Origin of the sequence: Arthrobacter phoenicis (assembly GCF_047238215.1) — a bacterium.
Lineage (GTDB): Bacteria > Actinomycetota > Actinomycetes > Actinomycetales > Micrococcaceae > Arthrobacter.
The window spans coordinates 3119106-3131300 of record NZ_JBDFMK010000001.1 but is presented as its reverse complement, the minus strand read 5'-3'; the positions used below and the strand labels follow the sequence as shown (position 1 = coordinate 3131300).

Below are 12195 nucleotides of genomic sequence, written 5' to 3'. Positions count from 1 at the left end.
CCTGAAAGCTGGATTGCGTGCACACGCCGCTGTTCGTTGTCCGCGGGTTCTCGGCGCGGATGAGAAGGCTTCCCCTGCCGGGCGTGCAAAAGTAAAGGCCGGTCTGCCGGCCACATCCTGGAATCGGACGTAGCTATTGTACGCAGACCGGCCGGTGGTTCCCGGACGCCTGCGGCGGACGCGCCGCCGCAGGCAAACCAGTAAGTGTGCTTAGTCCTCGAGGTCCACTTCGCGCACCATCTCGGCGCCGATGCCGGCCTTGATGGCGTCGAGAACCTGCTGCGGCACGGAGCTGTCGATGGTCAGCAGCGCGAGCACCTGGCCGCCCTCGGCCTGCCGGGCCACCTGCATGCCGGCGATGTTGATGTTGTTCATGCCGAGGATGTGGCCGATGGTGCCGATCACGCCGGGGCGGTCAGAATAGGCGACCACCACGAGGTGCTCGCTGATCGGGATTTCGACCTCGAAGCCGTTGATGCCGACCAGCTTCTCGATCTGCTTGGGCCCGGTCAGGGTGCCGGCCACGGAGATCTGGCTGCCGTCGCTGAGCGCCCCGCGCAGGGTCAGGACGTTGCGGTAGGACTCGGTGTCCGGGGTGGTGATCAGCCGGACGTTGATGCCGCGCTGCTCGGCGATCACCGGGGCGTTGACGTAGGAGACCTGCTCGGTCACGACGTCGGCGAAGATGCCCTTGAGCGCGGCGAGCTCGAGGACCTTGACGTCCAATTCGGAGATCTCGCCGGCGACCTCGACGTCGAACTGGGTCAGCGACGCGTGGGTCATGGCCGTGAAGATCCGGCCGAGCTTCTCGATCAGCGGGATGCCCGGGCGCACGTCGGGGGCGATCACGCCGCCGGCGACGTTCACGGCGTCCGGGACCAGCTCGCCGGCCAGGGCCTGGCGGACAGACTTGGCCACCGAGACGCCGGCCTTCTCCTGGGCCTCGTCGGTGGAGGCGCCCAGGTGCGGGGTGACCACCACGTTGTCGAGCTTGAAGAACGGCAGGTCGGTGCTGGGTTCCTTGACGAACACGTCGACGCCCGCGCCGGCGATCTCGCCGGACTCCAGCGCGGTGTAGAGGGCTTCCTCGTCCACCAGGCCGCCGCGGGCGACGTTGACGACGTACGCGGTGGGCTTCATCTTCCGGAACGCGTCGGCGCCAAGCATGCCGACTGTTTCCGGGGTCTTGGGCATGTGGATGGTGATGAAGTCGGACTGGGCCAGCAGCTCGTCCAGGGTCACCAGCTGCACGCCGAGCTGGGCGGCCCGGGCGGAGGTGATGTAGGGGTCGTAGGCGAGGATCTTGGTGTCGAAGCCCTTCAGCCGGGCCGCGACCAGGGCGCCGATGCGGCCGAGGCCGATGATGCCGATCTTCTTCTCGAACAGTTCGGTACCGGTGTACTTGGAGCGCTTCCACTCGCCGTTCTTGAGCGCCGCGGAGGCCTGTGGGATGTGCCGGGCCAGGCTCAGGATGTGGCCGACGGTCAGTTCCGCGGCGGAGACGATGTTCGACGTCGGGGCGTTGACCACCATGACGCCGGCCTGGGTGGCGGCCTTGATGTCCACATTGTCGAGTCCGACGCCGGCGCGGGCGATGACCTTGAGGTTCTTCGCCGCGGCGATGGCCTCAGCGTCGACCTGGGTGGCCGAGCGGATCAGGATCGCGTCCACGTCGGCGATCGCCGAGAGCAGCTGGGAACGGTCGGCGCCGTCGGTCTGGCGGATCTCGAAGTCCGGGCCGAGGGCCTCGACTGTGGCGGGCGAAAGTTCCTCGGCGAGGAGTACGACAGGTTTGGTGCTTGTCACCGGTGACCTCTTTAGCTCTCTTATTTTCAGGTGGGGATTTTGGTGAATCGATGGCGCGGGTAAACAGATGGTGCGGGTAAACACAGGGAAAGCCGGACCCCCGTCTGGGTGTCCGGCTCCCCCTGCCGGTCAGTTCCCTAGCGGGCGACTGATCCTTCGGTGTAGTCGTCTTCGTTCTTGATCCAGGAGAAGAGCTTGCGCAGTTCCCGGCCGGTGGCCTCGATCGGGTGGTCCTCACCCTTCTTGCGAAGGGCCTTGAACTCCGGTGCGCCGGCGTCCTGGTCGTCGATGAAGCGCTTGGCGAAGGTGCCGTCCTGGATGTCCTTGAGGACGGCCTTCATGTTCTCCTTCACCTCGGGGGTGATGACCCGCGGGCCGGAGACGTAGTCGCCGTACTCGGCGGTGTCGGAGACGCTCCAGCGCTGCTTGGCGATGCCGCCCTCGACCATCAGGTCGACGATCAGCTTGAGCTCGTGCAGCACCTCGAAGTAGGCGACCTCGGGCTTGTAGCCGGCCTCGGTCAGGGTCTCGAAGCCGTACATGATCAGCTGCGAGGCGCCGCCGCATAGGACCGCCTGCTCGCCGAAGAGGTCGGTTTCGGTCTCTTCGGTGAAGGTGGTCTCGATGACGCCGGCGCGGGTGCCGCCGATGGCCTTGGCGTAGGACAGGGCCAGTTCCTTGGCCTTGCCGGACGGGTTCTGCTCGACGGCGATCAGGTCCGGCACGCCGCGGCCGGCCTCGAATTCGCGGCGGACGATGTGGCCCGGGCCCTTGGGGGCGACCAGGGCGACGTCGACGTCGGCCGGCGGCTGGATGTAGCCGTAGCGGATGTTGAAGCCGTGGCCGAAGAACAGGGCGTCGCCGGCCTGCAGGTTCGGGGCAATGTCCTCGGCGTAGACGTGGCGCTGGACCTGGTCCGGGGTGAGGACCATGATCAGGTCGGCCTCGGCGACGGCGTCGGCGACGTTCAGGACGCGCAGGCCCTCCGCCTCGGCCTTGGCGCGGGACTTCGACCCTTCCTTGAGTCCGACGCGGACGTCAACACCGGAATCGCGCAGGCTGAGGGCGTGGGCGTGGCCCTGGGATCCGTAACCGATCACGGCGACGGTGCGGCCCTGGATGATCGACAGGTCGGCGTCGTCGTCGTAAAACATTTCAGTCACTGGGGTGTCTCCTTATTAATGGATTCGTGGGGTGTTGTCTGTGAATTCGTGTGGCGCCGTGCTGCAGGTGCGGCGCGGCCTACGCGGAGCGCAGGGCCCGGTCGCTCATCGAGCGGGACCCGCGGCCGACGGCCAGGGTGCCGGACTGCACGATTTCGCGGATGCCAAAGGGCTCCAGCACCGAGAGCAGTGCCGTGAGCTTGTCGGGGTGGCCGGTGGCCTCGATGACGACCGACTCTGTGGAGACGTCGACCACCGATGCGCGGAAGAGGTCGGCTGCCTGGGTTACCTGCAGCCGGGTTGCGGCGTCCGCCCGTACCTTGACCAGGATGTGGTCGCGCTGTACGGAAGATTCTGGGGTGAGCTCGACGATCTTGATCACGTTGACCAGCTTATTCAGCTGCTTGGTGACCTGCTCGATCAGCTCGCCGTCGGCGTCGACGACGACGGTCATCCGGGAGATGCCGGCGACCTCGGTCGGGCCGACGGCCAGGGAGTTGATGTTGAAGGCGCGCCGGGCGAAGAGGCTGGCCACGCGGGTCAGCACGCCGGGCTTGTCCTCGACCAGGACGGAGAGTGTGTGGCGGGTCATGATCAGTCCTCTTCTTCCCAGTCCGGGGTCATGTTCCGGGCAACCTGGATCTGGTCGTTGCTCACTCCGGCGGGCACCATCGGCCAGACCATGGAGTTGGGGCTGACGACGAAGTCGATCACCACGGGACGGTCGTTGATTTCGAGGGCCTTCTGGATGGTCGCGTCGATGTCCTCGTCGCGTTCGCATCGCAGGGCCGCGCAGCCGTAGGCGTCGGCGAGCTTGACGAAGTCCGGGATGCGGACGGTGTCGTGGCCGGTGTTGAGGTCCGTGTTGGAGTAGCGGCCCTCGTAGAACAGGGTCTGCCACTGGCGGACCATGCCCAGGGAGGAGTTGTTGATGACGGCGACCTTGATCGGGATGTTGTTGATCGCGCAGGTGGCCAGTTCCTGATTGGTCATCTGGAAGCAGCCGTCGCCGTCGATCGCCCAGACCACGCGGTCCGGGTTGCCCACCTTGGCGCCCATCGCCGCGGGCACGGCGTAGCCCATGGTGCCGGCGCCGCCGGAGTTCAGCCAGGCGTGCGGGCGCTCGTACTTGATGAACTGCGAGGCCCACATCTGGTGCTGGCCCACGCCGGCGACGTAGACGCCCTCGGGGCCGGTCAGGGCACCGATCCGCTCGATGACCCGCTGCGGGGCGGTCAGGCCGTCCTCGGGTTCGGTCCAGCCGAGCGGGTAGGTCTCCTTGAGGTTGTTCAGGAAGGCCCACCAGTTGGCCAGGTCCGGGGTGCCGCCGGCCTCGAACTGCAGCCGCAGTGCCTCGCTCAGTTCGGGGATGATCTCCTTGACCGAACCCACGATCGGCACGTCCGCAGCGCGGTTCTTGGAGATCTCCGCGGGGTCGATGTCCGCGTGGATCACCTTCGCGTGCGGCGCGAAGGAGGAGAGGATGCCGGTGACCCTGTCATCGAAGCGGGCACCGAGGGTGATCAGCAGATCCGACTGCTGCAGGGCCGTGACGGCCGAGACCGTGCCGTGCATGCCGGGCATGCCGACGTGCTGCGGGTGGGAGTCGGGGAAAACGCCGCGGGCCATCAGGGTGGTGACCACGGGGGCGCCGGAGAGCTCGGCCAGTTCCCGCAGCTCCGCAGAGGCGTGGGCCTTGACCACACCGCCGCCGACGTACAGGACCGGCTTCTTGGCGGCCGCGATCAGCCGGGCAGCCTCCCGGACCTGCTTGCTGTGGCCGCGGAGCACCGGGCGGTAGCCGGGCAGGTCGATCTTCGGCGGCCAGGAGAAGGTCATCTCGGACTGCTGGGCGTCCTTGGCCACGTCCACCAGGACCGGGCCGGGGCGGCCGGTCGAGGCGAGGTGGAACGCCTCCGCCATCACGTGCGGGATGTCGTTGGCGTCGGTGACCAGGAACGAGTGCTTGGTGATCGGCATGGTGATGCCGACAATGTCGGCTTCCTGGAAGGCATCGGTGCCGATGACTCCGCTGGAGACCTGGCCGGTGATGGCCACCATCGGCACGGAGTCCATGTGGGCATCCATGATGGCGGTGACGAGGTTGGTGGCACCGGGGCCGGAGGTGGCGATGCAGACGCCCACCCGTCCGGTGACCATGGCATAGCCTTGCGCGGCGTGGCCGGCTCCCTGTTCGTGACGGACCAGGACGTGATTCATCCTGGAGGCCATCAAGGGGTCATAGGTGGGCAGGATCGCGCCACCGGGCAAACCGAAAATGTCCTCGACGCCGAGTTCTTCGAGTGCGCGGACGATTGCTTGCGAGCCGGTCATCACCGTCGGGGGTACGACGTTGTTCGGCCCAAGGACGGGAGAGGCAGCAGCATGCTCGACGACGGCGGTGTCGGCCGGTCGTTCGACGCGTTCCGGAGCTTTGTGCGCTCCAGCGGACTTCGTAGCCATCAGCGAGGGGCTGATCGGCGATCCTTTGCTCATCGGACTCTTCCTTAGGTGGATCTTCGGGTGGATCTACAGTGATCGTGTGGTGCTGGCGGTACGGGTGGAGCGGAAATAAAAAAACCCCTCAGCCTGCCGGCTCTTCGAGGGGTTTGCGCGTGACGGTTCGTTACCAGTGGAGGCTATGAGGCCACGCGCTTGGTAAGGACGACGGATACACCTGCAGCAATGCCGACGGTAACGATTGCGGTCATGCGTTCAGTTTTCCCTCTGAGCGAGACTGGTGTCAACGAGGCCGCCCCCTGTCTCACTATTTGGACATCATTGTCCACCTGCTGAACGTGCCGGGTTCTCGGCGCCGCGCCGCGGCCCCGAAAGGGGTGCTAGCCGCAGTAAGCGCCGGTGGAGGCGCTGTGGACGAGCTTGGCGTATTTGGCCAGGACGCCCTTGGTGAACTTGGCCGGCAGCGGCTGCCAGCCTTCCTTGCGGGCTTCCAGCTCGGCGGGATCGACCAGCAGGTCGAACGAGCGGGAGGCGATGTCGACCCGGATGCGGTCGCCGTCCTTGACGAAGGCGATCGGGCCGCCGTCGACCGCTTCCGGGGCCACGTGGCCGATGCAGAGGCCGGTGGTGCCGCCGGAGAAGCGTCCGTCGGTCAGCAGGAGGACGTCCTTGCCGAGGCCGGCACCCTTGATGGCGCCGGTGATGGCGAGCATTTCGCGCATGCCCGGGCCGCCCTTGGGGCCCTCGTAGCGGATGACGACGACGTCGCCGGCCTTGATCTCACCCTGGTCCAGCGCGTCCAGGGCGCCCTGCTCGCGTTCGAAGACGCGGGCGGTGCCCTCGAAGACATCGGCGTCGAAGCCGGCGCTCTTGACAACGGCACCTTCCGGTGCCATCGAGCCGTGCAGGATGGTGATGCCGCCGGTCTTGTGGATCGGGTTGTCCAGGGCGCGGAGGATCTTGCCGTCGACGTCCGGCGGGTTGATGGCATCCAGGTTTTCCGCGACAGTCTTGCCCGTCACGGTGAGGCAGTCTCCGTGCAGCAGGCCGGCGTCGAGCAGCGCCTTCATGATCACCGGCACGCCGCCGATCCTGTCGACGTCGGTCATGACGTAGCGGCCGAAGGGCTTGAGGTCGCCCAGGTGCGGGATCTTGTCGCCGATGCGGTTGAAGTCGTCCAGGGTCAGTTCGACCTCGGCCTCGCGGGCAATCGCGAGCAGGTGCAGGACCGCGTTGGTGGAACCGCCGAAGGCCATGGTGACGGCGATGGCGTTCTCGAAGGCCTTCTTGGTCATGATGTCGCGGGCGGTGATGCCGAGGCGGAGCAGATTCACCACGGCCTCGCCGGACTTGCGGGCGAAGTCGTCGCGGCGGCGGTCGGCCGAGGGCGGGGCGGCGGAACCGGGGAGGGACATGCCCAGGGCCTCGCCGATGCAGGCCATGGTGTTGGCGGTGTACATGCCGCCGCAGGCGCCTTCGCCCGGGCAGATGGCCTTTTCGATGCGGGTGAGGTCCTCCATGCTCATCTTGCCGGCGGCGCAGGCGCCCACGGCCTCGAAGGCGTCGATGAGGGTGACTTCCTTTTCGGAGCCATCCTCGAGCTTGACCCAGCCGGGCATGATCGAGCCGGCGTAGAGGAAGACGCTGGAGAGGTCCAGGCGGGCCGCCGCCATCAGCATGCCCGGGAGGGACTTGTCGCAGCCGGCCAGCAGGACAGAGCCGTCGATCCGCTCGGCCTGCATGACGGTCTCGACCGAGTCGGCAATGACTTCACGGGAGACCAGGGAGAAGTGCATGCCTTCGTGGCCCATGGAGATGCCGTCGGAGACGGAGATGGTGCCGAACTGCATGGGGAAGCCGCCGCCGGCGTGGACGCCTTCCTTGGCGCCCTGGGCCAGCCGGTTCAGGGAGAGGTTGCAGGGGGTGATCTCGTTCCACGAGCTGGCGACGCCCACCTGCGGCTTGGCGAAGTCGTCGTCGCCCATGCCGACGGCGCGGAACATGCCGCGGGCGGGGGCTGCGTGGATGCCATCGGTGACGACGCGGCTGCGGGGCTTGATGTCCGGGGTGGCTGCTGCTGCTTCGGTGTCCTGGCTCATGGCTCAAAGTCTATGGGTCCGGCGATGATGCCAACGAGCCAGTGGGCCGGATTAAGCGGCAATTCCGGAATATTTCCGCGCCCTCACGGTGGGCGCACGTCTCACTCCGCGGAAGCTGCAGCTTGGACCGCGGGTTTCCCGTGATCTCCGCCACGGAGTTCCGGCGCCAGCGCCACCGCCCGCGCCTCTGCCTGCAACAGGGCGATCACTTCCTGGATGGTGGTGCGGGCCGCGGCCTCGGGGCGGGCCAGCACCACGATGCTGCGGCTCGCCTTCACGCCGCGGAGGGGGCGCAGCACGAAGCCGCGACCCTGGTTCTTCAGGGCCGTGTAGCGCGGCAGCAGGCTGAGCCCGTGCCCGGCACTGACCAGGGCCTCGAGGACGCGCAGGTCCGGGTAGAGCTGGGCGCGCAGCGCCGGGGAGTCCGCCTGCATTTCGATCTGGCGCAGCACGGTGTCGAAGGGGAAGCCGTCCGGCACACCCATCCACGGGCAGCCGATGACGTCCTGGGCGCTGAGGCTGGCCTTGGCCGCGAGCGGATGTCCCGCGGGGACAGCCACGTCCAGCGGCTCGTCGAGCAGCGGGACCACGTCCAGGCCCTGCCGGGCGAAGACCTCGGGGCCGTCCACGCTGTGCGCGAGGACGACGTCGTAGTCGGCGGCCAGGGCGGCGAAGCCGGCGACGCCGGGGTCCTCGAAGTGAGCCTCGAAGCGCAGGCCGTCGATCTCGCGGACCCGGTGCAGCAGTCCCGGCAGAAACATTTCCGCGGCGCTGGGGAAGAACGCCGCGCTCACCCGTGTCTGCCAGCCGCGGCGGTAGGTGTCGATGGTGGCCTCGGCCCGGGCCATTGCGGTGGACACCTCGGCCGCAGCGCCGGCCATCGCCAAGCCGGCCTCGGTCAGGCGGACGCCCCGCCCGGACTTTTCGACCAGCACCACCCCGAGTTCCTCCTGGAGCGTTTTCAGCTGCTGGGAGACGGCAGACGGGGTGACCTGCATGGCCTCCGCGGTGGCCCCCACCGTGCCGCGGTCCGCCAGTTCGCGGAGGATCCGCAGCCTCTTGAAATCCATGAGCCGAGGCTACACGGGCTGCCGGGGCGTTGCTGGACACCCGCGGGGGCCGGACGTAACGTCAAGCACACGGCAACCCTGCCGCCCGACCCGAAGGATCTGGCCATGGATTGGATTATCTGGCTCATTGTCATCGTGCTGATCGTCGCGGTGGTGTGGACCCTCCTGAACCGCAACAGCCGGCGCGGCGGCGGGACCCAGGCAACCGGCACCCAGGCCGCCGGTACACAGGCCACCGGCAGCACGCCGCGGGCCGCGGAGCGGGAGCCCGTTGCACCGGCAGCCGCTGCTCCTGCCCCCGTACCCGCGCCGGCCGCCGAGCCGGTTGCCGAATCTGCCACCGAAACGAGTGCCGAACCGGCTGCCGCTCAGGAACCCACCACCGAGCCGGCACCGGAACCCGCCGCCGACGCCGAGCCCGCCCCGGCCGCGGCTGAACCTGCAGCAACCCACGCTGCTCCGGTGCACCACCCGGAGTACACCGGAGCCCACGCGCCCACTCTTCCGGGAGCGGAGTCCGCGGCGGCCGAGGCCGCCGAGGCGGAGACCCTGCAAGCGGCAGCATCCTCCGCCGCCGTCGAGGGCTCGGCCAGCCACGCCGCTCCCCCGGCCCCGGAACCCTCAACCGCGTCCACGCACGAGCCGGCCGCCCCGGTGCACACGCCGGCCCCCGAGCAGATGCGCGAGCCTGCGCCCGAACCCGTCCGGGAGCCGATGCATGAACCCATGCCCGAGCCGGAGCCCGTCGGCCATCTCGCCGCCGATGAGCCCTACGGTCAGGGCTCCGCCGCACCTGCGGCCGATGGCAGCGGTCCGGCCGACTTCACCGTCAAGGGCGACGCGGAAACCATGACGTACTACGAAGAGACCAGCCAGGGCTACGACGAGGCCCGGGCCGGGGTGTGGTTCGAGTCGGCAGCGCATGCCGAGGCCGCCGGCTTCCGCCCGCCCCGCCGCGTCAGGCTCTGACACTCCCGCACTGTGGCTCACTTCACATTGGACGACGGGAGCCCGCCGCCTCTCCCGACCTCATTTCGGGAGCGGGCAGGCGGGCCCCGGAGGGCCTAAAATCCGCGGAATTGCGGGGTTGCCGCCCGTCACCCGGTCCGCGCGGAGCACCGCCCAGCCCCTGATTTCGCGCTCCGGCAAATCTCGTGTAGAGTTTCATGTCGTTGCGGAGAACACCGCGGGAAATAAACAGCCCGGGGGAAACGAAAACAACAGCTGCACCTCTAGCTCAACTGGCAGAGCAATTGACTCTTAATCAATGGGTTCCGGGTTCGAGTCCCGGGGGGTGCACAAGAAGAGAAGCCGCTCCAACACCGATGAAATTCGGAGTTGGAGCGGCTTTTTCGTGTCTGCGCGGGTTTCAGACTGCAGGCTGGGAAATCCAAAGGCAGGACCTCCCCATTGGAAGGGTCTGTCCGGGAAGGGTCTGTCTGGTCAGAGCAACCGGAGGCGGCGGGCGCGCAGTCCCAGGGCAGCTGATGCCGAGACCAGGACGCCGCCGCCGGCCAGCAGGGCGGCACCCAGCCCCACGGTGGCCCGCTCCCCCGGTTCCGGCTCTTCCTGTTCCGGCTCTTCCGGGGCCCCTCCGGCCGTGGAAGCGGTCGTCGGGAGGGTAGAGGCGGCGGGCTGCTGCGGAACGGAAGCGGAGGGCGTCCGGGCCGGGGACGCAGGGCTTGCGGGTGTGGCCGGCGCGGCGGTTGCCGGCGGCGCACTGGTGGCGGCCGTTGTGGCCCGGTCCGCCGGGGAGGCCGGCGCCGGTGCCGGCGCCGGTGCCGGCGCCACGGGAGCTGGAACGGCCGGGGCGGGAGCCGGCGCAACGGGAGCAGTGGTGGGGACGGGCGCCGGGCTGGCAGTCGCCGTAGGCCGTGGACTGGACGGAGCCGTCGGTTGGCAGGGCCCGAGGGGCAACACGATCACGGGCGCACATGTCTCTGCTCCGGCCGGGGCCGCCGGGATCGTGAGGGCCAGGACCGTTGCGGCCAGCGCCGCGGCAACGGCTCCCGGGGAGGGGCGGCGCATACAGCGGTAATCGGTCATGAGGGAATCCGGCGCGGACTCAGCCGCGGACGCGGAGCGCCGGGTGGAAAAGCAGGGGCAGGGCCAGCTGGACCGGGTCTGCGCCCACGGGCTCGTCGAGCAGCTCGTTGATCGAGGTCTGCCCTTCCAGCTCAGGCGGGTGCGACGTGTCCATGGCACACAACCCTATGCGAGGCGGACAGGCTCCCCGGGCCGTGACACGCAGTTCGCGGCGTGCTCGTGCGGGGAACGGCCGACGCCGGCCGGGAGGGACCGGTTAGGAGAGGGTGCTGAGGTCCGCCGACACCTGCGGCGCCGGGGCGTCAACGATGTTCTTCGCGTCCTCGGTGGAGGAAATGCGGTTCGCGAGTTCGCGCACCACGGCCTGCAGCTCGTGGCGAAGGGTGTCCGGGTCGATGGACGCGGCGGCGAGCACGGAGCGTTCCATGTCAGCGGCGGCGACGACCGCTTCCCGGCCGCGGTCGGTCAGCGTCACTACGTGGCTGCGGCGGTCGGAGACGCTGCGCTCACGGGAGATGTGGCCGTGCGCCTCGAGGCGGCTGAGGGTCTTGCCCATCGTCTGCGCCTGGACACGCACCAGCTGAGCCAGCTGCGCCTGGGTCATGGGGCCGTGGACGGAGAGCACTTCCATCGCGATGACCCCCGCGTGGGTAAGGCCGATTGCTCCCAGCTTTTCGTTCCAGGAGTGCTCAACCAGGCGTGCTGCCGTGGACAATAGGCGGCCAGTGGGCCAGCGATCCAAATCGGGCATAGTAAGCAGTATACCTAATCCCTGATTCGTCGTCGGTTCAGGCGCTCACTAAGCTGGGATTCCGTCCGTCACATCCGCTCTCCGGAGCGTCAAGAACAGGAGCCCACCGTGGCAGAACGACTCGTTCCCGGCGACACCGCACCCGTTTTCAGCCTCCAGGATTCCTCCGGCCGCACCGTTGGCCTGAAGGACTTCAAGGGCCGCAGCACCGTCGTCTACTTCTACCCGGCGGCGGCAACCCCCGGCTGCACCAAGCAGGCCTGCGACTTCAGGGACTCCCTCGCCTCGCTCTCCGCCGCCGGCTACGACGTCGTCGGCATCTCCCCCGACCCCGTCGCCAAGCTCGCCACATTCGCCGAAAACGAGGGCCTGACCTTCCCGCTGCTCTCCGACCCGGACCACACGGTCGCCGAGGCATACGCCGCCTGGGGCGAGAAGAAGAATTACGGCAAGACGTATGACGGGCTGATCCGATCCACCGTGGTGGTGGGACCGGACGGCAAGGTGACCCTGGCCCAATACAACGTGCGCGCCACGGGCCACGTGGCCAAACTGCGGCGGGACCTCAAGCTCGATCTGTAGAATGGTCCCTGGCGTCCGACGCCGGATCCCCCGGGATCCGCCGACGACGGCGCCGCGCGCGAGTGGTGAAATTGGCAGACACGCAGGATTTAGGTTCCTGTGCCTTCGGGCGTGGGGGTTCAAGTCCCCCCTTGCGCACCATGGAAAACCCCGGTCTTTGGCCGGGGTTCTCCTGTTTAAAAATATTTCTGCAATCCCACCCATCCCCCCGGCCCCAC

General features: G+C 68.2%; 11 protein-coding genes and 2 tRNA genes. 4 read left to right on the top strand and 9 right to left on the bottom strand.

Annotated features, from left to right (window positions below; translation table 11 throughout):
* Window positions 1–210 precede the first annotated feature (210 nt).
* From serA to ABC337_RS14670, 6 genes are all read right to left on the bottom strand, one after another.
* Window positions 211–1806: a phosphoglycerate dehydrogenase gene (gene serA / locus ABC337_RS14695; protein WP_364134893.1), complete on the bottom strand. Its 1596-nt coding sequence runs from the start codon at window positions 1804–1806 to the stop codon at window positions 211–213.
* 137 nt (window positions 1807–1943) lie between these two features.
* Window positions 1944–2969 carry a ketol-acid reductoisomerase gene (gene ilvC / locus ABC337_RS14690; RefSeq protein WP_290257480.1) on the bottom strand — a complete coding sequence of 342 codons (1026 nt, stop codon included), beginning with the start codon at window positions 2967–2969 and terminating at the stop codon, window positions 1944–1946.
* A gap of 79 nt (window positions 2970–3048) precedes the next feature.
* Complete coding sequence (ilvN, locus tag ABC337_RS14685) at window positions 3049–3561, bottom strand: acetolactate synthase small subunit (protein WP_290257479.1); 513 nt, start codon at window positions 3559–3561, stop codon at window positions 3049–3051.
* A gap of 2 nt (window positions 3562–3563) precedes the next feature.
* Window positions 3564–5465: an acetolactate synthase large subunit gene (locus ABC337_RS14680; RefSeq protein ID WP_412883352.1), complete on the bottom strand. Its 1902-nt coding sequence runs from the start codon at window positions 5463–5465 to the stop codon at window positions 3564–3566.
* A 344-nt stretch (window positions 5466–5809) separates the two neighbouring features.
* Entirely contained in the window at window positions 5810–7528 is a 1719-nt protein-coding gene (gene ilvD, locus ABC337_RS14675) for a dihydroxy-acid dehydratase (RefSeq protein WP_412883353.1), read from the bottom strand.
* A gap of 101 nt (window positions 7529–7629) precedes the next feature.
* Complete coding sequence (locus ABC337_RS14670) at window positions 7630–8598, bottom strand: LysR family transcriptional regulator (protein ID WP_412883354.1); 969 nt, start codon at window positions 8596–8598, stop codon at window positions 7630–7632.
* A 105-nt stretch (window positions 8599–8703) separates the two neighbouring features.
* On the opposite strand from ABC337_RS14670, the gene ABC337_RS14665 reads away from it, so the two are divergent.
* Window positions 8704–9567, top strand: a complete 864-nt coding sequence (locus tag ABC337_RS14665; protein ID WP_412883355.1) for a sunset domain-containing protein — start codon at window positions 8704–8706, stop codon at window positions 9565–9567.
* Window positions 9568–9824: 257 nt separating this feature from the next.
* Window positions 9825–9897, top strand: a tRNA-Lys gene (locus ABC337_RS14660).
* 144 nt (window positions 9898–10041) lie between these two features.
* Here ABC337_RS14660 and ABC337_RS14655 read toward each other — a convergent pair.
* From ABC337_RS14655 to ABC337_RS14645, 3 genes are all read right to left on the bottom strand, one after another.
* Window positions 10042–10389: a hypothetical protein gene (locus ABC337_RS14655; RefSeq protein WP_412883356.1), complete on the bottom strand. Its 348-nt coding sequence runs from the start codon at window positions 10387–10389 to the stop codon at window positions 10042–10044.
* A gap of 274 nt (window positions 10390–10663) precedes the next feature.
* Window positions 10664–10798: a hypothetical protein gene (locus ABC337_RS14650; protein WP_412883357.1), complete on the bottom strand. Its 135-nt coding sequence runs from the start codon at window positions 10796–10798 to the stop codon at window positions 10664–10666.
* Window positions 10799–10900: 102 nt separating this feature from the next.
* Window positions 10901–11395, bottom strand: a complete 495-nt coding sequence (locus tag ABC337_RS14645) for a MarR family winged helix-turn-helix transcriptional regulator (protein WP_412883358.1) — start codon at window positions 11393–11395, stop codon at window positions 10901–10903.
* 108 nt (window positions 11396–11503) lie between these two features.
* Here ABC337_RS14645 and bcp point away from each other — a divergent pair, with 108 nt between their 5' ends.
* Both bcp and ABC337_RS14635 read left to right on the top strand, forming a co-directional pair.
* Entirely contained in the window at window positions 11504–11977 is a 474-nt protein-coding gene (gene bcp, locus ABC337_RS14640) for a thioredoxin-dependent thiol peroxidase (protein WP_412883359.1), read from the top strand.
* 56 nt (window positions 11978–12033) lie between these two features.
* A tRNA-Leu gene (locus ABC337_RS14635) sits at window positions 12034–12118 on the top strand.
* The last annotated feature ends 77 nt before the right edge of the window (window positions 12119–12195 follow it).